This window comes from Thalassospira xiamenensis M-5 = DSM 17429 (assembly GCF_000300235.2).
Classification (GTDB): Bacteria; Pseudomonadota; Alphaproteobacteria; order Rhodospirillales; family Thalassospiraceae; genus Thalassospira; species Thalassospira xiamenensis.
Genome location: NZ_CP004388.1, coordinates 2,563,973 through 2,585,774 on the forward strand (window position 1 = coordinate 2,563,973; position 21,802 = coordinate 2,585,774).

Genomic DNA, 21,802 nt, shown 5'->3' on the forward strand with positions numbered 1-21,802 from the left:
CAAAAAAGTGACGGCGTTGTGACACTGCGCACGGCCACCGTATTTTCTGTTCCGACCGGGCAAAGATTATAGCCCTACCGCCCCATCAAAGCGAGAGCCGGAAATTCCATTGCACGGAAAAGTTATGCAAATTGCCAATATGCTTTTCGAAATCCGGGGACGAAGCCGTTGAACCCGACCTAGAATTTATGTTTTTCGAAATAGATATCGATGGCGCGCAGTATAGCTTCGGCGACCTTGCGACGATGTGCCGGGCTTTGCAACAGCTTGGCATCCGTCGCGTTCGATAAATAGCCCATTTCAAACAGGGCTGAGGGGATATCAGGAGCCTTGAGCACAGCAAAGCCCGCGAACCGATGGGTCCGGCGTTGCAGTTCGATGCTTTTGCCGAGTTCGGTGACCATATTGGCCGCAAGGGTCGCCGACAGGTTCATGGTTTCGCGCTGTGCCAGATCGATCAGGATGCTTTGCACCAGCGAGTTTTCTTCCGATAGGTCAATACCGGCAATCACGTCGGCCTTGTTTTCCTTTGACGCCAGTGCGGCGGCTTCTTTGTCCGACGCGTTTTCAGACAGGGTATAGACCGATGCACCGCGATGCTTGGAATTGCCAATCGAGTCTGCGTGCAGCGAAATAAACAGATCGGCCCCGTTTTTACGCGCGATTTCGGTTCGCTGGCGCAATTTCAGGAACACGTCCTTGTCGCGTGTCAGAAGCACACGATACCGACCGGAATCGGTCAGAACCTTTTCAACTTCGCGGGCGGCGGCAAGCGTCAGGTCCTTTTCATAGACCCCGCCAACCCCGATTGCGCCGGGATCAACCCCGCCGTGACCCGCATCAATCGCAATCAGCGGCTTTTCCGAACCACCACGACCGGACTCAACCGCAACATCGGCACTTTGTTCGGTGGCACTGGTGTCGTTGCGGCTGCGTGCGGAATAGGCGACCATGCTTTCGCGTGATGCCGCCATAAAGGCATCACGCTTGGCGGGCGACAGATCAACGACAAGACGATGGGGCTTGCCATCGGATGCAGGCAGCGTGAAGATTTTTGAAACAAGTGCCGGTTCGGCAACGTCAAGAACCACACGGAAGGTGCCCGGTTTGAACAGGCCGTAACGCAATCCCGAAATCAGGCCCCCGCCCGATGTTACCTTGCCCGGGGGGGCGGTCCATTCGATTTCGGGCATGTCGATGATGACACGATATGGATCGGGCAGCAGAAAATAGCTGAACTCGACACTGCGATCGAGATCAATGACAAAGCGGGTATAGTCGGGATAAACGCCAAGGCGCGCGCCAAGAACCTTGGTTTCCTGCGCATTTGCCGTGGCAGAACCGCCGACACAGATCATCATCGCCAGAAAAAGCGACAAACAGAGTGCAGCAACAATCCGGGCCGGTTTTTGCCCGACCAAGAACAGCGTTTCTGCCGTCGCATTCACCTGCGAACCCGTTTGAACTGATACCATCGTCCTGCTGCGTTTATCCTGAGAATGCGGAGTAGTTTTAGACTGGTTGTCTGCGTTTATAACAATGCGTTGGTTAACGGGCAATTGACTGCCCGCGAAACACGCGACGCGCACAACATTCTTCGTTTCGATGTCCATTACATTAATGTAAACGGTAAAAACATTGCAGGATCATGGATTTGGCAGAAGGCATCCGTGATTGGCGCAATCAGGCGAAAAACTTCGCGATTTTGAATTCAACCACAACAAAGTCATCGGACAACGTAACAAAACTGTTTGTCGCGGGACTTCAAAAGGGATATGTTGCACCCGAGATTCCTATGCCTTGCGGTGTGAACCTTATTAATCCGTCAGGCTGAGGACGCGACGAGGCCAGTTCTCGGGTCGGTGTCTCGGTGACGCGGCAATTCCCGCTCCCGATAGAGCCCTCCCATTCAAGGCTGTCTTGGCGCGCTCGAGATTACGCAACCAATTTTTGTTTCAACACCAAAACCAGGTCCGAACCGGAAGAGCAGCCGAAACGCGATGAACCAGATATATACAGGACATATCGCGACCTTTATGGACGGCGCCTCCGGATACGCCGGTTTATTTGCATACCAGCGCAACATCGCTTTACGCAGGAAACTGGCGGGACCTTTAGGAACAGGTTCCGAATGGTCAAACGCATGCTCATCGATGCAACGCACACGGAAGAAAGCCGTGTCGTTGTTATTAATGGAAATCGCCTAGAAGAATACGACGTCGAAACTTCGACCAAGAAGCAGATAAAAGGAAATATCTATCTCGCGAAAGTGACGCGTGTAGAACCGTCCCTGCAGGCGGCCTTCGTCGATTACGGCGGAAACCGCCATGGTTTCCTCGCCTTTAGCGAAATTCATTCCGACTATTACCAGATCCCGGTCGCAGATCGCGAAGCCCTTTCGCGTAGTCATAGTGACGTCAAGGATGCCGACATCGTCGAAGACAATATCGGCGACGCATCCGAGGGTAACGATACCCCGAAAAAAGAAAAGAAACCGGCCCGCACCCGCAATCGCCGCAAACCGCGTGCGAAAGCATCGGACGAAACCGCGGTTGAAACCGATGCAGAAGCACCGGCAACCGACGAAAACGCCGATAGTGCGGAAACTGTTGCGGCCGACGCCCCGCAGGAAAATGACGCTGCGGCAAGTGATGATGCGAACGATGAGGACGCAAAACCGCGCCGTCGTCGCCCCCGCAACCGTCGCAAGAAATCCGACGAGGTCGAGGCATCTGGTGATGGCACCGCCGACGCATCGTCGAACGATGGTGATGATACCGATGGTTCGGGCGGCGGAAATGCTGCCATGTCAGCAGAAATTGCCGAACTGACCGTCGATATCGAAACCGAGCCGGCCGGTGCCGCCGAAGAAGAAGACATCGATGATCTGGGCGGCGATGACGGGGATGAATTCTCCGACAGCCATCGCCCGCAGATGCAGAAGCGCTACAAGATTCAGGAAGTGATCAAGCGCCGCCAGATCCTGCTTGTGCAGGTGGTCAAGGAAGAACGCGGTAACAAGGGTGCTGCGCTTTCGACCTTCCTGTCACTGGCGGGTCGTTATTGCGTTCTGATGCCAAATACCCCGCGCGGTGGCGGCATTTCGCGCAAGATCACCAATGCACAGGATCGCAAGCGCCTTAAATCCATTCTGGCCGAACTGGAAATTCCGGATGGCATGGCCGTTATCGTGCGTACCGCAGGTTCGGAACGCACCAAGGCCGAAATTAAACGCGACTTCGATTATCTGATGCGTTTGTGGGATCGTATTCGCGAAACCACCCTTCAGAGCCAGGCACCGTGCCTGATTTATGAAGAAGCCGATCTGATCAAACGGTCCATCCGTGACCTGTATGCACGCGATGTTGACGAAGTTCTGGTCGAAGGTGACGAAGGTTACCGGATCGCCAAAGACTTCATGAAGATGCTGATGCCGTCACATGCAAAGCGTGTGCAGCCCTACAAGGATCAGGGTGTTCCGCTGTTCCACCGCTTCCAGGTGGAAAGCCAGCTTGATGCGATGCTCAATCCGGTCGTGCAGCTTAAATCGGGTGGCTATATCGTCATCAACCCGACCGAGGCACTGGTCGCGATTGACGTGAACTCGGGCCGTTCGACCCGTGAACGCAACATCGAAGAAACCGCATACAAGACCAACCTTGAAGCCGCCGAAGAACTCGCACGCCAGCTGCGCCTGCGCGATCTGGCCGGTTTGATTGTGGTCGATTTCATCGACATGGAAGACCACCGCAACCAGGGGGCGGTTGAACGCAAGCTTAAAGAAGCCATGCGCAATGACCGGGCCCGCCTTCAGATCGGCCGTATCAGCCCGTTCGGCTTGCTTGAAATGTCACGCCAGCGCCTGCGCCCGTCGCTTGTTGAAAGCGCGTTCGAGGTTTGCGCGCATTGCCGCGGTGTCGGCCTTGTCCGTTCGATCGAAAGTGCCGCCCTTCATCTGCTGCGTGTGCTTGAAGAAGAAGGCATGCGTCGTCGTTCCGGCGCGCTTACCGTTCATGTTGCAAGCGAAGTCGCGCTTTATATCCTGAACCGCAAACGTGACACGCTGGCCGAAATCGAACAGCGTTACGGCTTCACCGTGATGATCTTTGGCGATGACAGCCTGATTTCGCCAGATCACCGGATTGAACGGTCACGTGCGAAAAAGGGTGACGAAGAAGAAGCCCTGCCGGTTCTGAACACCGACAGCGTATCTTTGACCGCGATTGAAAGCCCGGTTGAACCGGACGAAGACGAAGAAGAAGACGTTGCAGAGGCACGTGATACCCGTGATCAGCGCGACGACGATGATCAGGGCAACAAACGCCGCCGTCGCCGTCGCCGCCGTCGTGGCCGCAATGATGAACGTGATGACCGTGATGATCAGAACGAAGCCGATGCATCAGATGATGCGGCCGGTTCGTCGGATCGCGGTGATCAGGACGATAACGAAGATGATGACGACGACGAAGCACAGCGCAAACGCCGCCGCCGCGGCAAACGTGGTGGACGCCGTCGTTCACGCCGTCAGGAATTTGAAAACGCACCGCGTGTCAAATCGCCTGCCGATGATGCACAGGCAACTGCCCTTCGCCGGGATCGTGATCACAGCGCACCGGAAGGTCAGGTCGAGGATCAGGTTATTGATGCCGACAGCGAAGGTCAGGATGCCGACAGCTTCGATCAGGAAGGTGTCCGTGTCGGCCGTGAGCGCAGTGCAACCGCGCCGGCCCCGGCACGGCCGCGCCGCGAACGTCGTGATCGCAATGACAATCGCCGCAACAGGCGGGATCGCAATGACCGGGGTGATGTGAAAAACATCCCGATCCAGAGCGGCCCGGCCCCCGAGACTGCGGAAGAAATCGCCAAGGAAACCGTTTCGGCACCAGCACAGAACCCAGCCGAAACACCCGTAGCAAGCCCAGCGGAAATCGTGGCGGAAAAACCGGCAAGCCCGGCCCCTGCCCCCGCAGCAGCAACGGCAGCGGAGAAATCCGAACCGAAGGCAGAGCCGAAAAAACCGGCACCAAAAGCCGAAAAGGCACCGGAACCGGTGGCGAGTGAACCCGCTTCTGCCGAACCGGCAAAAGATGAAAAACCCAAGTCGAAGAAACGCGGCTGGTGGAGCCTTGGTCGTTAAGATCAGGACCCGATAAAATCCAAAAGGGCTGCCGAACATTCGGCAGCCCTTTTCGTTGCGGTCTGTTTGAGATCAGGGGCTTATCGCTGCCAGTTCTTCAATGCCTTTACCGCACCCAGCATGGTTGCCTCGCTATGTGCGAATGAGAATCGGACATAGTGTTTGCCGCGAAGCCGATCAAAATCAGTGCCCGGCGTGGTGGCAACACCGGTTTCGTCAAGCATGCGACGACAGAATGCCTCGCTATCATCCGTCAGATCGCGGACATCGGCATAGAGATAGAATGCACCATCCGCCGGGGCGAAGTTGCCAAATCCGGCTTTGGGCAGTTCATTGAGCAGGATTTCACGATTGCGGGCATAGGCCGCGACATTGGCCTGCAATTCGTCCTCGCAATCAAATGCGGCGACGGCGGCGATCTGCGATAATGCCGGGGCCGAAATAAACAGGTTCTGTTGCAGGCATTCGACCGCGCGCATCAGATCAGGCGGCACCACCGCCCAGCCCAGACGCCAGCCGGTCATCGAGAAATATTTCGAGAAGCTGTTGATGATGATCGCCTCATCGCCGAATTCAAGTGCGGTGCATTCCCGGACATCGCCAAACGAAATGCCCTGATAAATCTCGTCACTGATCAGGCGAATGCCGTTTTCCCGGCAATAGGTCGCCAGTTCGCGGTAAGTTTCAACGTCAATCATGCTGCCCGCCGGGTTGGACGGACTTGCAACGATCAGACCGTCAATCGGGTCCTCAAGATCACGCAGCATGGCAACGGTCGGCTGATAATGGCTTTCGGGACCGGCAGGCAGATTGACGGTTTCAATGCCGAGTGCGGTCAGGATGTTGTGATAGGCCGGATAGCCTGGTGCCGCCATCGCCACCCGATCCCCGGCATCAAAGGCCGCCAAAAACGCCAGCACGAAGATCGAGGAAGAACCGCTGGCAACGCAGATGCGCGACGGATCGACCGGGGTGTTGAATTTGCGCTGATAATGGCCGGCTATGGCTTCGCGCAGGGGATCGATTCCCATCGCATTGGTATAGCCGATCAGATCGTTATCAAGGGCGCGGGCCGCGGCCTCGCGGACCTTGCGTGGGGCCGGGGTGCCGGGTTGCCCGACTTCAAGGTGATAGACAGCCTTGCCGTCGCGTTCGCGCGCGTTGGCGGCACGCATGACATCCATAACAATAAACGGCGAAATGGCACCGCGGCGCGATTGTTTCAAAGCCATTTGTGGGGTCCTGCTTTGTATCGTGAAAATCGGGGCAGGAAATCCTGCCCCGATGAAATGTCTGTAAAGGGTGGCTTACTGGGTGCCCGCCATACCGCCGCCCGCAGGATCGGCAATGAACTGGCAGCTTTCCGGATGCGGCGGGATCCCTTCAAGGCAACGCACGATATTGACCGCCGGTTTGCCCGCCGAATTCATCGGTACATTGGCAGCCGCCCCCTTTTCGATCAGGTCTTCGGCCATGGTGGCAATCTGTTTGGTGGCACCGGCCGGAGTCCCGGTGCCAGCGATCCCATAGTAATATTCCCAGACAAACGGGTTGACCATAAGTGCCGGGCCCATCAGCGGGGTCTGGGCATAACCCGCATCCCCGGCGGCAAGGTTAAGGCCGAACGCATCGGCACCAAGCCCCGCACCAAACGGTTTGTTCATCGTGGTCATGCAGGCAACCGCATTGGCCTTGCGGTCCAGCACGACAAAGCCGCTGCGCCCGGTATTGGCTTGAATGTTGCTGTCAGCAGCTTCGATATCGGCCAGATAGCGGTTCAGGATCGCACCAAGTTCCGTTTCCGCGTCAATAACAGATCGCCCGTTATCGGAACGCGGCGGATAGGCAAGGTAAAGCGTTTCGTTGCCAACCTTGACCTCGGTCGCGGCTTTCCATTGCGGTTTGTAGGAACGCATGTCTTCGGCCGTCAGCGTGCCACCGGCATTCTGAACCGCGGTTGCGATCTGGGCGCCAAGGGCACCGTTATAAAACTCGCCCGGTCCCTTGACCCGAAGAGAGGTCAGAAGTGCGCCAAGATTGACGGAACGAATCCGGTCACCGACCTGCAAGGTTTTGCCATCTGGCATGAAAACATCGCGCAGGATCGGGCTTGCTTCGATCCGGTCGCGATTGGCTTCGATATCATCAACCATCGAACGCGATACCGGAACACCAAGGCGGGCATACTGTTCTGCTGCCGAAAGAAGCTGCGGCCATTGCAGACGACCATAACGCGCACTAAGTGCGTAAAGGCCGCGCGGGACACCCGGAACGGTCGTTGCGACTTGGCCATCTGCGGTGCGAGTCCCCGGACGTGGCCAGAAATCAAGGACTTCGACCTTTTTCGATTCCCGATCATGGACAACGCAAACCCCGCCGCCACCGATACCGGCAACCGATGATTTGGTCACCGTCATGGTGGCATAAAGCGCAACAGCCGCATCGGCCGCCGTGCCGCCAGCCGAAAGAACATCGCGCGCAATACGGACCGCACGGGGTTCGTCGGCAACCACGCCACCAAGGAAACCACTGACGGCCCCGATTTGGCCAAGATTATCAGTATTATCAGTACCGCAGGCAGCAAGACCGGCAGTCATTGCGATTGCCGCCATGATCCGCCATGATGGCTTGCGCGTCGGGAACCTGTCCGCACGGGTCGGGTCGACATAAGATGAACGAGAACACGGAACGCACATTTTGCTCAGACGCATTATTACTCTCACTGCCATTTTCCTTGTTGCCCTGCCCAGCACAGTTTTTGCGCAGGGTCGTTCTTTTATCCGGGATACCGAGATTGAGGAAACCCTTCATCTCTATGCGACCCCGATATTCAAGGCTGCCGGGCTCGATCCGCGCGGCGTTACTGTCTATATCGTCTCAGATCCCAGCCTGAACGCATTCGTTGCAGGTGGCCAAAAGCTTTTTATCAATACTGGCCTCTTGTTGAAAGCCCAGACTCCCGAACAGGTTATGGGTGTGATGGCCCACGAGACCGGCCACATTGCGGGCGGGCATCTTTCACGTGTTCATGATCAGCTTCGAAATGCATCGGCGATCTCGATTCTGTCAACCATCGTCGGTGTTGCTGCCGGTGTTGCCGCCGGACGTTCCGATGTCGGTACGGCGGCCGTTCTTGGCGGCCAGAACGTTGCCGAACGCAATTTTCTGGCCTATTCGCGAACACAGGAAAGCAGTGCCGATCAGGCCGGCGTCAAATTCCTGAGCGAAGCAGGCATATCATCGCGCGGCCTGATGGAATTCATGGAAACGCTTGAAGGTCAGGAATTGCTGAGCACCGCGCGTCAGGACCCGTATCTGCGCAGTCACCCGTTGACGACCGAACGTGTTGATTTCCTTGAAAACTATACCGCGAATTCACCGTTAAAAGACGCCAAGGTCGATCCGGTTCTGTATGAACGTCATGATCGTATGCGTGCCAAGCTGTATGCGTTTACCAACCATATCCAGCATACTTTGCGCACCTATCCCGAGTCCGATACCAGCGTTTCGGGGCGCTATGCGCGCGCCATCGCCTATTACCGGGACTCGCAAATCGAACCGGCGATGAAACTGATTGACGGGCTGATCGCCGAAGAACCCGAAAACCCGTATTTCGAGGAGCTTAAGGGTCAGGTCCTGCTGGAATTCGGCAAGGCCAAGGAAGCCACCGATCCGCTGCGCAAATCGGTCGAATTGTCCAATGGTGCCCCTTTGATCCGCCTTCTGCTGGCGCATGCCCTGATTGAAAGCGGCGATGATGCGGTTCTGGGCGAAGCCAAGGAAAACCTGCTGGGGGTTCTTTCGGTCGAACGTGGCAATGCATCGGCATGGCGTTTTCGGGCGATCATTGAAAACCGTCTTGGCAATGAGGGCGAAGCATCGCTGTCGCAGGCGGAATACAGCCTTTTGACCGGGGATCGGGAAGCGGCGAAATATCATGCTGTGCAGGCCGACCGGAAACTTGAAAAAGGCACCGCGACCTGGCAGCGCGCACAGGACATCATCCGGGCGACCGACCCGGAAGGCAAGGACAAGCCCAATTGATATCGGTTCTGTCGCCGCAGGCGGGCGTCATTTCGATGATGTCGCGCCGTCTGGGCGTTGCTTTTATGGCGGTTTACGTCCTGGCCGGATGCAGCCTGCCCGATGCCGGGGTCAGCGTCGAGGGAGACCTGAAGCTTCTTTACGGCCCCTTCTCGCTTGGCAATCCGCCGCGCTACTGGCATTACGCCGACCGCCCGGCAAAGCTTGATCAGGGTGAACAGTCAAAGGCCAACAGCCTTTACTGGGACGATATTGATGGGCGCATCGCCCTTGCCATGCGCCCGGCCATTGCCCCGTTTGAACTTGGCCGCCGAACCAATATTTCGGTTCTTGCATCCCCCTATCTGTCTTTTGACTGGTTGATGAACGCATCCGCCCTGCCCGGCGATACCGAGCTTGTGCTTGGTTTCCGGTCGCAGTCACAAGGGGATTGGGGCGAAAGTGACCTGGGAGTTGGCAAGCCGCCGATTGATCACGTAATCCGCCTGCCGATCGGGGGCGATATTTCGGGCACTGTCGGCTGGCAGCGGGATTATTTCGATCTTTCGACCCTGCATCGACGATACTGGCCCGACACAGACACTGTCGATGTTCGTCTGGTATGGATCGGCGTCGCATCGTCACATGATCAGCGCCCCGATGTGGCCGGTGTCACATATCTCTCGCATATTTTACTTTCCCGTTAGGGTGCCCGTCTCGTATCAATGATCTAGAGAAATCAGGTCCTGCGTGATGTCAGAAACATCCGGGACGAAGACAACAAAGGATTTTCGATGAACTCGCTTATGATCAAACGCCTTCTGGGCGGTGCCGCCATTATGCTTTCGCTGGGTTTTGCCATGGGGGCCCCGGCACAGGCAGCAGACCTTAGCGACGCGCAGAAGGCCGAGATCGAAGGCGTGATCGAGCAGTATCTGATGGAAAATCCGGATGTTCTGTTGCGCGCCATCCAGAATGTTCAGGTCTGGCAGACAACCGAACAAGCCCGTCAGCAGGCCGAAGCCATTCAGCCGGTATGGGATGCGCTGGTGGCTGACAGCTCCGTGCCATCGGTTGGCCCGCTTGATGCACCGGTTACCGTGATCGAATTTTTTGATTATCACTGCGGTTATTGCAAACGCGCCTTTGACGGTGTGAAGGAACTTGCGGAAAATTCCGACGGCAAAATCCGCACCATGTTTGTTGAATTCCCGATCCTGCGCGAAGAAAGTGCCAGTGCGGCACGTGCCGCACTGGCCGCTGCCAAGCAGGGCAAATACATGGAAATCCACGCGGCCTTCATGGAAAGCCGTGGTGTGCTTGACGAAGCACAGATCAATAAGCTGGCCGAAGATGCCGGTGTTGACGTTGATCAGATGCGCAAGGACATGCAGTCGCCGGAAATCAACGGCATGTTGCAGCAATATTCCGCCATGGCGCGCAGCATCGGGGTTAATGGCACCCCCGCCTTCCTGATCAATGGTCAGATGGTGTCGGGGGCGGATATGGAACGGGTCAATGCGCTGGTCAAAGCCGGACTTAAAGAAGCGTCCTGATTTTTAAATCACCTGCGACTACGGATGCAGTCAATCCGTTTCGCAGCCTTAATAAAACAAACGCCCCCGTTTCGGTATCGAAACGGGGGCTTTTTATCGGGCGTTTGCGCGATCAGATCAAACCGGCCAGCGGCGAGGACGGATCGGCATATTTTTTCTTGGGCATACGACCGGCAAGGAAAGATTCCCGACCAGCGATGATTGCGTGTTTCATGGCGCGCGCCATACGGATCGGGTCCTTGGCACCGGCAATCGCGGTATTCATCAGAACACCGTCACAGCCCAGTTCCATGGCAAATGCCGCATCGGACGCGGTGCCAACACCGGCATCGACGATCACGGGCACATTGGCGTTTTCCTTGATGAGCGCAATATTGACCGGGTTCAGAATCCCCATGCCCGATCCTATCAGGGAACCCAGCGGCATGATCGCGACACAGCCCATATCTTCAAGCATCTTGGCCTGAATGGGATCGTCGCTGCAATAAACCATCACGTCGAAACCGTCCTTGATCAGGGCTTCGGCCGCCTTGAGGGTTTCGGGCATGTTGGGATACAGCGTTTTCTGATCGCCCAGAACTTCAAGCTTCACCAAGTTCCAGCCGCCGGCTTCGCGGGCCAGACGCAGGGTGCGAACAGAATCATCGGCCGTAAAGCAACCCGCCGTATTGGGCAGATAAACGTATTTTTTCGGATCGACATAATCGACCAGCATTGGCTGCGACGGGTCGGTCAGGTTAACACGACGCACCGCAACCGTAACCATTTCGGCACCCGAGGCATCAATCGCGATGCGGGTTTCTTCGAAATCCTTGTATTTGCCGGTACCAACGATCAGACGCGATTTGAATTTGTGACCGGCAACAACAAAGCCCGCGTCATCGGCCGATGCAAGATCGGCATCCGATGAACCGCCACCAATGAAATGAACGATTTCAAGTTTATCGCCATCAGCAAGGGCGGTATCGCCATAGGCCGTTTTCGGCACGATTTCGAGATTGCGTTCCACCGCGACCTTGGTCGCCGTGATCCCGAGTTCGCCGAGAAGATCGGCAACGGTTGCTGCGGTATCGATGGTGCGGTCTTCACCGTTGATGGTCAGGCGCATCTGTTCGTCTTGTCCTTGTGGTATCAAAATATTCATCTATTGGCGCGCAGTATGCGCAGCTGCCGGGCGAGAGGCAAGCTGTGATCGGCGGATTCTGCCATGCGGGGCACACAAAGCTGTGCCGATGGCGATGATGCAGGCATGATCTTGCGGCTACAGTCATAGCCTCGTCCGAATGCAACGTTGCGTCAGACTTTGGTCGTGCTATAAACGCATCACTATATGTTGGGCATGTGGGAACGGATGACAAAACCCGTCTACATTCTGAATGGGCCGAATTTGAACCTGCTGGGACAGCGTCAGCCGGAAATTTACGGTTCGACCACCTTGCGGGATATCGACAGCATGTGTTCGGCACATGGGTCGCAATTAGGCCTGCCCGTCGTCTTTCGCCAAAGCAATCATGAAGGCGAACTGGTTGACTGGATTCAGGAAGCCCGGCAAGAAGCTGCTGGCATTATTATCAATGCTGGGGCATATACGCACACATCGGTTGCGATCCTTGACGCCTTGCTGGCATCCGATTTGCCGGTCGTCGAGGTGCATCTTTCAAATATTCATCAGCGGGACGCATTCAGACATCATTCTTACGTCTCAAAAGCTGCAAAAGGCATGATCTGTGGTTTTGGCGCGCAGGGTTACATTCTTGGCCTTGATGCCATCAGATCACTGATCCACACACCATCATAAAAGATATCGAAATGAGCAAGTTCAACATCGACAACGATACCATTCGCCAGCTCGCCGAGCTGCTGGACGAGACCAACCTGACCGAGATCGAAGTTGCCGCAGGCGACAATCGCATTCGCGTCGCCCGTCAGGGCACCATGGTTGCAGCCGCTCCGGCTGCTGCACCGGTTGCGGCTCCTGCTGCGGCGGCTGCTCCGGCGGCACCTGCTGATGCAGGTTCCCATCCGGGTGCTGTAAAATCGCCGATGGTTGGCGTGGTCTATTTCGCACCGGAACCCGGCGCTGCACCGTTTATTTCGGTCGGTTCCAGCGTTTCCGAAGGCCAGACCCTGATGCTGATCGAAGCAATGAAGACCTTCAACCCGATCCGCGCGCCGAAATCTGGCAAAATCAGCCAGATCATCGCAACCGACGGCCATCCGGTCGAGTATGACGAGCCGCTGGTCATTATTGAATAAGCCGGGGTAAACACCGCATGTTCGACAAACTACTGATTGCCAACCGTGGCGAAATCGCGCTGCGTATTCAGCGCGCCTGCCGCGAAATGGGCATCAAAACTGTCGCGGTGCATTCCACCGCCGATGCAGATGCCATGCATGTCCGCCTGGCAGACGAAGCCGTCTGCATCGGCCCGGCAGCATCGAAAGACAGCTATCTGAATATTCCGGCGATCCTGTCGGCAGCCGAAATCACCGGGGCGGAAGCCATCCATCCGGGTTACGGCTTCCTGTCGGAAAATGCCGACTTTGCCGCCATGGTCGAAGAACATGGCTTTGCCTTTGTCGGTCCGTCGGCGGAACATATCCGCATGATGGGTGACAAGATCACCGCCAAACTCACAGCAGCAAAACTGGGCATTCCGGTTGTTCCGGGGTCGGACGGAGAAATCACCACCGTTGCCGAGGCGCAAAAATGCGCCAAGGAAATCGGCTATCCGGTTCTGATCAAGGCATCGGGCGGCGGCGGCGGTCGCGGCATGAAAGTGGTCGAGCGCGACGAAGACCTTGCCGAAGCCTTTTCCATGACCCGCAAGGAAGCATTGCAGAACTTTGGCAATGCCGCGGTTTATATGGAAAAGTACCTTGGCAAACCGCGCCATATCGAACTTCAGGTTATCGGCGATTCCCACGGAAATGCCGTCCATCTGTTCGAACGTGACTGTTCGTTGCAGCGCCGTCACCAGAAAGTGCTTGAAGAAGCCCCTTCGCCAACGCTGACACCGGAAGAACGCGAACGTATCGGATCGACCGTTGCCAACGCGATGCGTGGCATGGGATATCGCAATGCCGGTACGATTGAATTCCTGTATGAAAATGGCGAGTTCTATTTCATTGAAATGAACACCCGCCTGCAGGTCGAACATCCGGTGACCGAAGCCATTTCGGGCGTTGACCTTGTGCGTGAACAGATTCGCGTTGCCGCAGGCCTTGAACTGTCCTTTACACAGGAAGATCTGGAAATTCACGGCCATGCGATTGAATGCCGCATCAATGCCGAAGATCCGGAAACCTTTGTGCCGTCACCGGGCAAGATCAAGGAATATCATGCACCGGGCGGTTTGGGCGTTCGTGTCGATAGCGGTATCTATACCGGTTATTCGATCCCGCCCTATTACGACAGCATGATTGCAAAGCTGATCGTGCATGGGCGTGACCGCGAAGAATGCATGATGCGCCTGCGCCGTGCCTTGGCCGAATATGCGATTGGCGGGATCAAAACCACCATTCCGCTGCATCAGAAGCTTTTGGCGCAGCCCGATATCCAGAAAGGTGATTACGACATTCACTGGCTGGAAAAATTCATGGGCATGAAGAAGTAACCTTCTATATCCCGATCAAAAAACGGGGCTTCCTTTCGGGAGCCCCGTTTTTGTTTGGGAATTTCCGTTAGCCCAGCAACGCCCCTAGCGAGAGGCGATGGCAACCGCCGCCCCGACCATCACCGTTGCACTGGTGCGGTTGGCGATTTTCATAGCACGTCGGCTGCGGATCAGGTGGCGCAGACGCGACGCCATGAAAACCCATGTCAGGTCGACCGCGACCAGAACCACCATCAGGGCGACGGAAAGTTCGAACCAGCCAAACAGCGACACGGATGCCAGATCAATCACGGTTGGAACCAGCGCCATATAGAACAGCATGATTTTCGGATTGCCCATCGTCACCGTCATGCCCGCGATGAACATCCGAACACCGGATTTTGTATCGGGGATGGTTTCGGCATCGACATCAACAGACGCGTGCCACATCTTCCACGCCAGATACAGAAGATAGGCCACACCGACATATTTGATTATGGTGAACAGAAGATGGAAGCTGTTTGCGATGGCCGACAGGCCAAGTACGGCAAAGCTGAGCCAGATCAGTTCGCCAATCCACAATGCGACCAGAAACGGCAGGATATCGCGGTATCCGCGTGCAAGAACCCGGGCCACGAGTGCCGCAACACTTGGTCCCGGCGATCCTGATGCCACCAGCAACGCCCCGGCAAAAATAATCAGCGAAGAAATTTCGAGCATTTTACAATTCCGGCGCGAAAGAATTAATCATACATTTCGATTATCATGCCAAACATAGTCGATGGACTGCAAGCTGCTATCTTGTCAGAACAGTGCGCGTTCACATATGTAAACAGACGATTTGCAAACAGGACCGAAACCATTATCACCGCGATCATGTCGAACCAACTGACCCCTGATCTGTTGATCCGTGCCTATTCGGTCGGCCTGTTTCCCATGGCCGAAAGCCATGATGACCCGACCCTTTACTGGATTGACCCGGAATGGCGTGGCGTATTGCCGCTTGACGGCTTCCACGTGCCCAGAAGCCTGCGCAAAGCGGTGCGCAAGGGGACATTCAAGGTCCATGTAAACAAAGCCTTTCCCGATGTCATTCGTGCCTGTGCGGAGCCAACCGACAGCCGGGATGATACCTGGATCAATGACAATATCCTTGATGCCTATTGCGCGCTTCACAAGATGGGGTGCGCCCATTCGATCGAGGCATGGCTTGATGGCAAGCTGGTTGGCGGTCTTTATGGCGTCAGCCTTGGGCAGGCGTTTTTTGGCGAAAGCATGTTTTCGCGTGCGACCAATGCATCAAAGGTGGCATTGGTGCATCTTGTCGCCCTTTTGCGGCAAGGCGGCTATACCCTGCTTGATACCCAGTTCGTCAATGATCACCTAAAACAGTTCGGGGTGGTCGAAATCCCACGGGAACGTTATCGTTCCGAACTTGCCCGCGCGCTTGCCGGACGGGCGAGCCTGCCGTTTGAAGCGGACCCCGAATTTATCGAACAGGTCTTGCAACAGGGCGACCGCTAACACCTGCCCGCGCCATGTTTTATCCCCTGCCCCGCGCGGGCTTGTTCCCCACGAAAGACTGATCGTTACAATGCAGATACGCCCCGCCACCCAGAATGATGTCGCGAAAATCCTTGAAATCGTTGCCCCGATCCTTCGGGCCGGTGAAACCTATGTCATGCCCACCGATATGACCGACACGGATGTGTTGGCCTATTGGATGGGCGCGGACAGGGAAACCTTCGTTGCCGAGGAAGACGGGCAGATTGTTGGCACCTATTACCTGAAGGCCAATCAGCCGGGCAATGGTGCCCATGTCGCCAATTGCGGCTATATGACCGCCCCCGATGCGGGCGGGCGCGGGATTGCGCGGCGAATGTGCGAAGACTCGCTGATCCGTGCAAGGGATCGGGGCTTCAAGGCAATGCAGTTCAATTTCGTCATCGCCAGCAACAAGGCCGCGGTGCATCTTTGGCCGCAGCTTGGCTTTGAAATTGTCGGGCGTTTGCCCGGTGCCTATATGCACCCGACACACGGCGAAACCGACGCACTGATCATGTATCGCAAACTATAAGAAAAGGGCGGAAACAATGATGTTTCCGCCCTTCTCAGTTTGATTGCATTGCGCAACTATAGATAGATCAGAACAGGAAGCGAACCCGAAGCGTACCGTCGATGGCTTCGAGTTCCTTGCGGATGCCAAGCCCCGGCTGGATTTCCTCGTCGACTTCGACAACCACGTAACCCACGCCGCCTTCGGAACGCAGATACTGACCGCTGATATTCATGCCACGCGTTGCAAACACGTCGTTGATTTTCGACAGAACGCCCGGAACGTTGCGATGAATATGCATGAAGCGGGTGTGCTTGCGATCCTTGACCGGCAGCGAAACTTCCGGGAAGTTGACCGCACCCAGCGTCGACCCGTTATCGGAATAGGTGATCAGCTTGTCGGCAACTTCGACACCGATATTTTCCTGTGCTTCCTGGGTGGAACCACCGATATGCGGGGTCAGGATCACGTTCGGCATACCGCGAAGCGGGCTCTGGAATTCCTCGTCCTTGCCCGCAGGCTCGACCGGGAACACGTCAAGGGCTGCACCGGCCAGATGGCCGCGTTCCAAGGCCGCAGCAAGGTCTTCGATCACGATGACATTGCCACGTGCCGCGTTGATCAGGTGCGCCCCCGGCTTCATCTTGGCGATTTCGGTCGCGGTGATCATGTTTTTGGTCTGTTCGTTGGCCGGAACATGCAACGAAACGACATCAGATTTCGCCAGCAATTCATCCATCGAACTGCACGAGGTGGCATTACCCATCGCAAGCTTGTTGATCACATCATAATAAATGACGTTCATGCCAAGCGATTCCGCCAGAACCGACAGCTGCGATCCGATATGACCATAGCCGATGATGCCCAAAGTCTTGCCGCGCGCCTCGTACGAGCCCTTGGCATTTTTAAGCCAGCCACCGGCATGGGCAGCCTTGTCACGCTGCGGGATACCGCGCATCAGCATGATGATCTGACCCAGAACCAGTTCGGCGACCGAACGGGTATTGGAATAAGGCGCATTGAAGACCGGAATACCGCGCATCGCAGCGGCTTTCAGATCAACCTGATTGGTGCCGATACAGAAACAACCGATAGAGGTCAGCTTGGGTGCAGCGTCGATGACTTCTTCGGTCAGTTTGGTGCGGGAACGGATGCCCAGAAAATGCGCTTCGGAGACGACGGATTTCAGTTCATCCGCATCCAGAGCAGCAGGGTAGTGGTCGACATTTGAGTAGCCGGCCTCTTTGAACATCTTTACAGCGTTTTCATGGATACCTTCGAGCAGGACGATCTTGATCTTGTCCTTCTCCAACGAAAGCTTGCTGTTCACGGCGCACCATCCTTTTCTTTGCGAGGGCGACACGGGCATTTCCCGAGCCGTAGGGCCGTAACGTTACGCGCCCTTGGCCCAATGAAATAGGGCCTAAGGCAACGTCCGTCAAAGGCTTTCCCTTGCGCAAACATGCAATGCGCCTATCTTCTGAACGCATATACCGGCTATTGCGTATAGAATGCAGGCCCGAACGGCGACCAAGGATTGAACACAGGGGACCCCATCTTGCCTGCCGAGATAAGAACCGTTACCGATATCCATAAAATCGGCGAAGCCGACTGGGACAAATGCGCAGGCACGGCGAACCCGTTTGTCAGCTTTGCCTTTCTTTCCGCAATGGAAGATAGTGGCTCGGCCAATGCCGATACCGGTTGGCAACCCTTTCATCTGGTGGTTACCGATGATGACGATACGGTTGCCGGGATTGTGCCGCTTTATGTCAAATCGCATTCCTATGGCGAATATGTCTTCGACTGGAGCTGGGCGGAAGCCTATGAGCGGGCGGGTGGACGGTATTATCCGAAATTACAGGCCGCCGTACCCTTTTCACCGGTTCCGGGCCCGCGGCTTCTGATACGGTCCGATCATCCAGCCCCTGAGCGCGTTCGCACACTTCTGATTGGTGCGCTTTGTGCCCTGCCCGAACGGCTTGGCATTGCCAGCCTGCATGTAACGTTTTGCAGTGGCGATGAAAGCCGGGCGATGCAAGATGCCGGATTTCTTCCGCGAACCGGCATTCAATATCACTGGTACAATCGTGGTTACGACAGTTTTGACGATTTCCTTGGCGCGCTGAATTCGCGCAAACGCAAAAATCTGCGCAAGGAACGCAAACAGGTGCGCGATGCGGGATACAGCTTTGAAGTTCTATCGGGTGATGACCTTAAAGCCGCCCATTGGGACCGGTTTTATGCCTTTTATCACGACACATCGGATCGCAAATGGGGGCAGGCCTATTTAACGCGGGAGTTCTTTGATCTTCTGCATGAACGGGTCCGGGACCGGACCGTTTTGGTGGCTGCCTTTCGTGACGGCGACATGGTTGCCGGGGCGCTCAACCTGATCGGCACGGAAACCTTATACGGACGCAACTGGGGCACTGTTGACCGGACCCCGCTTTTGCATTTCGAGACCTGTTACTATCAGGCGATCGATATCGCGATTGAACGCGGCCTTAAAACGGTTGAGGCCGGGGCACAGGGTGAACACAAAATCCAGCGTGGCTATGAACCGGTTCTGACCCATTCGGCACATCTGATTGCCGATGCCGGTTTACGCACTGCCGTGGCCCGTTTTCTGGATCAGGAACGCCATCATATCGCGCAGGATCGCGAATTTATCGTGGCCGAACACAGCCCGTTCAAACAGGAATGAACCGGCAGCTCCGCCAAGCAAAAAGGAGCACGATGCATCAGCATCGCGCCCCTTCCTGACTGCCCAACCAACTCAGTATTTTTAGACGGCTCTGACGTCGTTCAGGAAGCCATTTACATGGCTTCTCAGCTCATCATTGGCGGCCGCAAGACGACCGACACAGTCAAGCTGACCATTCGAAAGATCACCGCTTTCGGTTGTGGCCAGGGCAACACTTTTCACCGCATTTGAAATCGCGACGTTGCCATTGGCAGCCCCTTCGACACTGCGTGAAATTTCTTCGGTTGCAGCGCCCTGCTCTTCCACCGCACTGGCAACAACCGACATCAGTTCATCAATTTGATGAATGGTTTCGGCAAAGCCGCGAACGGCTTCGGCGGCGGCACCGGTTTCACCCTGCATTTCGGTAATTTTCGCAGTGATCTGTTCGGTTGCCTTCACCGTCTGGGCAGCAAGGTTTTTGACTTCCCCCGCCACCACCGCAAAGCCCTTGCCTGCATCGCCGGCACGTGCGGATTCAATTGTCGCGTTAAGTGCCAGCAGGTTTGTCTGATCAGCAATGTCGCTGATCAGGCTGACAACTTCACCAACACTTTGCGCCGCTTCGTTCAGCATTTCGACACGCTGATTGGTGCGTTCGGTTTCCGCAACGGCATGCTGGGTAATTTCGGTAACACGTGCGATCTGCGATGCGATTTCAGAAATCGACGCGGAAAGCTGCGCGGTTGCCGATGCAACGGTTTCGATGTCTCCCGATGATTCTTCGGCCTGCTCTGCCACACTTTTCGCATCCTGATTGGCGCGAACCGAATGTGACGAAAGCGTTTCCGATGCACTGCGGACTTCGTCCAGCGCAACATTAACCGCCGAAAGAACTTCCTGGATTTTATGATCGAAACCGGCAGTCAGTGTACCCATACGCTTGCTGCGTTCGATCTGGCGTTCGGCTTCAATCCGTTCCTGTTCGGCCATCCGGGCACGTTCACGGGCGTTTTCACGGAACACTTCAAGCGATTTGGCCATCGCCCCCACTTCGTCGGCGCGCTTCATATCAAGGATTTCGATATCAAGGTTGCCAGATGCCAGACTTCCCATCGCATCCGTCATCTTGCGGATCGGTGTCGCAATAAGGCGCGACAACGTGCCACCAAACAATGCCGCCATGGCGATCAGCAAAACAACACCAATGCCCAGTGTGGTCTGGAACAGCATCATGGCCCGTTCGACACGGTTTTCGACATCCAGGTTCATCTGGTCGATATTTTCTGCCAGTTCCAGGGCAATCTTCGATACGCTGTCAGACAATTCACGCGGTTCGCCGGAAGCTTCAATCGCGCGCGCATGGTTGACGGTCAGGTAATGACGCATCAGTTTCGCCTGCTCGCTGGCGATCTCTTCCCAGCGATAAATTGCGCTGTCCATCTGTTCGATAAGATCGGCAATTGTCGGGTTAATCGTCGCGTAAGCTTTCAGAACATCGGTGCGGGTATCGATTTCAGCCAGCGATTCCTGATAACTTTCAAGTCCGGTCCGGTCACCGGTTGTCAGGAAATAAACCAGTTCCTGACGCGCCATCAGATAAGAGCGGTCCAGGTTGCGATAGTCGCGTTCGAAATCAGAAAGATAATCACGTTGATCATTGGCAGACTTGACCTGGAAAGTCGCAAACATCCCAGCACCCGCAACCATCAGGATGACTACAATCATCACAGCAAAGCAGGTCGTCAGCTTGGCTGGTATGGAAAGGTTTTTGAAGAAGTTCATTGTCCGTCTCCCTTACAACTGCTGACGACGCGCGAGTTCATTAAGATTGACCTCGATCGTGACGGCACCGATTGGTGCCCCTTGCTGATCGCTCATGGTCATATTGAGCTGCGAACGCCAGGTGTCGGATTCTTCGTTATATTCAGCTTCATCAATGAAGACGGCGTTGGCTCCGTTGGGGAAGGTGTTTTTGAACTTGGCCTCGTCCCCCTGCCAGAAATCGGAAGTGATCGAGCTTTGCCCGACATTGAGGCCGACAGCGTCCATGACAAATATTTCGGCAAACAATCCGCCGGAACGCGCCTGGATCTGCGTCAGATAACTGGAAAGAGGATTGGTCAGAATGGCTGCGACCAGCGGCTGGTCCTCGGCTTCGCGTTCCGCCACCCATTGTTTGTCGGCCGCATCGATCTGATCCTGCGTCATACCTTTGCGCAACCGGTTCTGCGACGAGATTGAAAGTTCGACCACCGGATTTGCAAGCCATTCCCGAACATCACGGATCGTGTCATCCGTAATCAACTGGTCCGGTGCCCCGGGCAAATCTGACTTGGCATTGGCGGCAGTGACACCAAACGAAGTGCCAATCATCAGACCCGTCACCAGAACAAGGTGTTTTGTTATCTTCATAACCCTTCCTACCCCTCCGTATGCAAATACTATCCCTTGGTATAGATTATACAGAGAAAAATCTGTTCATCAACTACTTTTAGACGCAGGAAAATATATACAAACACGCATACATTACCCGATATCCCCATATGGGGATGCCAGTTAAGCCATTGGAGGGCTGGATGATAAGAAAAGGGGGACAAAAGAAAAAAGCGGCGGAAAAACCGCCGCTGAGTTTGGTTGGGACACGAGCAAACTGCAGAAGATTACGTTGTTCCAGGCGCAAGATGCGCCCCTGCAAAGAACAACTGTCCGATCACCCATATGCATAGGGTGTGCCAGTTTTTGGCA

Annotated in this window: 19 protein-coding genes; 11 read left to right on the forward strand and 8 right to left on the reverse strand. The window is 55.6% G+C overall.

Annotation, left to right across the window (positions count from 1 at the left end):
- Window positions 1-179: 179 nt before the first annotated feature.
- Window positions 180-1,475 carry an N-acetylmuramoyl-L-alanine amidase gene (locus TH3_RS12090; protein ID WP_007090279.1) on the reverse strand — a complete coding sequence of 432 codons (1,296 nt, stop codon included), beginning with the start codon at window positions 1,473-1,475 and terminating at the stop codon, window positions 180-182.
- Between the two features lie 173 nt (window positions 1,476-1,648).
- Here TH3_RS12090 and TH3_RS12095 point away from each other — a divergent pair, with 173 nt between their 5' ends.
- Together TH3_RS12095 and TH3_RS12100 are read left to right on the forward strand one after the other, a co-directional pair.
- Entirely contained in the window at window positions 1,649-1,834 is a 186-nt protein-coding gene (locus TH3_RS12095) for a hypothetical protein (protein WP_007090280.1), read from the forward strand.
- A 297-nt stretch (window positions 1,835-2,131) separates the two neighbouring features.
- Window positions 2,132-5,137, forward strand: a complete 3,006-nt coding sequence (locus TH3_RS12100) for a ribonuclease E/G (RefSeq protein WP_007090281.1) — start codon at window positions 2,132-2,134, stop codon at window positions 5,135-5,137.
- A gap of 80 nt (window positions 5,138-5,217) precedes the next feature.
- Here the strand turns inward: TH3_RS12100 and TH3_RS12105 are convergent, their stop codons facing one another.
- Both TH3_RS12105 and TH3_RS12110 read right to left on the reverse strand, forming a co-directional pair.
- A complete protein-coding gene (locus tag TH3_RS12105; protein ID WP_007090282.1) occupies window positions 5,218-6,369 on the reverse strand; it encodes a pyridoxal phosphate-dependent aminotransferase in 1,152 nt (383 codons plus the stop codon).
- A 75-nt stretch (window positions 6,370-6,444) separates the two neighbouring features.
- On the reverse strand, window positions 6,445-7,848 hold the full coding sequence (locus TH3_RS12110; protein WP_007090283.1) for a gamma-glutamyltransferase: 1,404 nt from the start codon (window positions 7,846-7,848) through the stop codon (window positions 6,445-6,447).
- Here TH3_RS12110 and TH3_RS12115 point away from each other — a divergent pair.
- The 3 genes from TH3_RS12115 (at window position 7,835) to TH3_RS12125 (ending at window position 10,716) form a co-directional block, all read left to right on the forward strand.
- Complete coding sequence (locus TH3_RS12115; RefSeq protein WP_007090284.1) at window positions 7,835-9,181, forward strand: M48 family metalloprotease; 1,347 nt, start codon at window positions 7,835-7,837, stop codon at window positions 9,179-9,181. The two genes, TH3_RS12110 and TH3_RS12115, sit on opposite strands and share 14 nt — an antisense overlap.
- The gene (locus TH3_RS12120; RefSeq protein ID WP_007090285.1) at window positions 9,178-9,867 is read left to right on the forward strand and encodes a hypothetical protein; all 690 of its coding nucleotides are present in this window, start codon (window positions 9,178-9,180) and stop codon (window positions 9,865-9,867) included. Before TH3_RS12115 ends, TH3_RS12120 begins: the two co-directional genes overlap by 4 nt.
- An 87-nt stretch (window positions 9,868-9,954) precedes the next feature.
- Window positions 9,955-10,716 (forward strand): DsbA family protein, encoded by a 762-nt coding sequence (locus TH3_RS12125; RefSeq protein ID WP_007090286.1) that lies wholly within the window; start codon window positions 9,955-9,957, stop codon window positions 10,714-10,716.
- 112 nt (window positions 10,717-10,828) lie between these two features.
- Here TH3_RS12125 and thiS read toward each other — a convergent pair whose 3' ends face one another.
- Entirely contained in the window at window positions 10,829-11,824 is a 996-nt protein-coding gene (gene thiS / locus TH3_RS12130; protein ID WP_007090287.1) for a sulfur carrier protein ThiS, read from the reverse strand.
- Window positions 11,825-12,067: 243 nt separating this feature from the next.
- On the opposite strand from thiS, the gene aroQ reads away from it, so the two are divergent.
- The 3 genes from aroQ to accC are packed head-to-tail and all read left to right on the forward strand — an operon-like array spanning window position 12,068 to window position 14,333.
- Window positions 12,068-12,514 carry a type II 3-dehydroquinate dehydratase gene (aroQ, locus tag TH3_RS12135; RefSeq protein WP_040060922.1) on the forward strand — a complete coding sequence of 149 codons (447 nt, stop codon included), beginning with the start codon at window positions 12,068-12,070 and terminating at the stop codon, window positions 12,512-12,514.
- Window positions 12,515-12,525: 11 nt separating this feature from the next.
- Window positions 12,526-12,972 (forward strand): acetyl-CoA carboxylase biotin carboxyl carrier protein, encoded by a 447-nt coding sequence (gene accB, locus TH3_RS12140; RefSeq protein WP_007090289.1) that lies wholly within the window; start codon window positions 12,526-12,528, stop codon window positions 12,970-12,972.
- Window positions 12,973-12,989: 17 nt separating this feature from the next.
- Window positions 12,990-14,333, forward strand: a complete 1,344-nt coding sequence (accC, locus tag TH3_RS12145; protein ID WP_007090290.1) for an acetyl-CoA carboxylase biotin carboxylase subunit — start codon at window positions 12,990-12,992, stop codon at window positions 14,331-14,333.
- A gap of 84 nt (window positions 14,334-14,417) precedes the next feature.
- Here the strand turns inward: accC and TH3_RS12150 are convergent, their stop codons facing one another.
- Window positions 14,418-15,032: a LysE family translocator gene (locus tag TH3_RS12150; RefSeq protein ID WP_007090291.1), complete on the reverse strand. Its 615-nt coding sequence runs from the start codon at window positions 15,030-15,032 to the stop codon at window positions 14,418-14,420.
- A gap of 156 nt (window positions 15,033-15,188) precedes the next feature.
- Here TH3_RS12150 and aat point away from each other — a divergent pair, with 156 nt between their 5' ends.
- Complete coding sequence (gene aat / locus TH3_RS12155; protein WP_007090292.1) at window positions 15,189-15,836, forward strand: leucyl/phenylalanyl-tRNA--protein transferase; 648 nt, start codon at window positions 15,189-15,191, stop codon at window positions 15,834-15,836.
- Window positions 15,837-15,906: 70 nt separating this feature from the next.
- Window positions 15,907-16,389: a GNAT family N-acetyltransferase gene (locus TH3_RS12160; protein ID WP_007090293.1), complete on the forward strand. Its 483-nt coding sequence runs from the start codon at window positions 15,907-15,909 to the stop codon at window positions 16,387-16,389.
- Between the two features lie 67 nt (window positions 16,390-16,456).
- Here TH3_RS12160 and serA read toward each other — a convergent pair whose 3' ends face one another.
- Window positions 16,457-17,698: a phosphoglycerate dehydrogenase gene (serA, locus tag TH3_RS12165; protein ID WP_007090294.1), complete on the reverse strand. Its 1,242-nt coding sequence runs from the start codon at window positions 17,696-17,698 to the stop codon at window positions 16,457-16,459.
- Between the two features lie 228 nt (window positions 17,699-17,926).
- Between serA and TH3_RS12170 the strand changes: the two genes are divergently transcribed.
- Window positions 17,927-19,075 (forward strand): GNAT family N-acetyltransferase, encoded by a 1,149-nt coding sequence (locus TH3_RS12170; RefSeq protein WP_007090295.1) that lies wholly within the window; start codon window positions 17,927-17,929, stop codon window positions 19,073-19,075.
- A gap of 81 nt (window positions 19,076-19,156) precedes the next feature.
- Here TH3_RS12170 and TH3_RS12175 read toward each other — a convergent pair whose 3' ends face one another.
- A complete protein-coding gene (locus TH3_RS12175) occupies window positions 19,157-20,839 on the reverse strand; it encodes a methyl-accepting chemotaxis protein (RefSeq protein WP_007090296.1) in 1,683 nt (560 codons plus the stop codon).
- A 12-nt stretch (window positions 20,840-20,851) separates the two neighbouring features.
- Window positions 20,852-21,469 carry a hypothetical protein gene (locus TH3_RS12180; protein ID WP_007090297.1) on the reverse strand — a complete coding sequence of 206 codons (618 nt, stop codon included), beginning with the start codon at window positions 21,467-21,469 and terminating at the stop codon, window positions 20,852-20,854.
- Window positions 21,470-21,802 lie beyond the last annotated feature (333 nt).

Coding starts and splice junctions, on each gene's coding strand:
- TH3_RS12090 (WP_007090279.1), bottom strand. CDS start 1,475: ATGGTATCAGTTCAAACGGGTTCGCAGGTGAATGCGACGGCAGAAACG.
- TH3_RS12095 (WP_007090280.1), top strand. CDS start 1,649: ATGGATTTGGCAGAAGGCATCCGTGATTGGCGCAATCAGGCGAAAAAC.
- TH3_RS12100 (WP_007090281.1), top strand. CDS start 2,132: ATGGTCAAACGCATGCTCATCGATGCAACGCACACGGAAGAAAGCCGT.
- TH3_RS12105 (WP_007090282.1), bottom strand. CDS start 6,369: ATGGCTTTGAAACAATCGCGCCGCGGTGCCATTTCGCCGTTTATTGTT.
- TH3_RS12110 (WP_007090283.1), bottom strand. CDS start 7,848: ATGCGTCTGAGCAAAATGTGCGTTCCGTGTTCTCGTTCATCTTATGTC.
- TH3_RS12125 (WP_007090286.1), top strand. CDS start 9,955: ATGAACTCGCTTATGATCAAACGCCTTCTGGGCGGTGCCGCCATTATG.
- thiS (WP_007090287.1), bottom strand. CDS start 11,824: ATGCGCCTGACCATCAACGGTGAAGACCGCACCATCGATACCGCAGCA.
- aroQ (WP_040060922.1), top strand. CDS start 12,068: ATGACAAAACCCGTCTACATTCTGAATGGGCCGAATTTGAACCTGCTG.
- accB (WP_007090289.1), top strand. CDS start 12,526: ATGAGCAAGTTCAACATCGACAACGATACCATTCGCCAGCTCGCCGAG.
- accC (WP_007090290.1), top strand. CDS start 12,990: ATGTTCGACAAACTACTGATTGCCAACCGTGGCGAAATCGCGCTGCGT.
- TH3_RS12150 (WP_007090291.1), bottom strand. CDS start 15,032: ATGCTCGAAATTTCTTCGCTGATTATTTTTGCCGGGGCGTTGCTGGTG.
- aat (WP_007090292.1), top strand. CDS start 15,189: ATGTCGAACCAACTGACCCCTGATCTGTTGATCCGTGCCTATTCGGTC.
- TH3_RS12160 (WP_007090293.1), top strand. CDS start 15,907: ATGCAGATACGCCCCGCCACCCAGAATGATGTCGCGAAAATCCTTGAA.
- TH3_RS12175 (WP_007090296.1), bottom strand. CDS start 20,839: ATGAACTTCTTCAAAAACCTTTCCATACCAGCCAAGCTGACGACCTGC.
- TH3_RS12180 (WP_007090297.1), bottom strand. CDS start 21,469: ATGAAGATAACAAAACACCTTGTTCTGGTGACGGGTCTGATGATTGGC.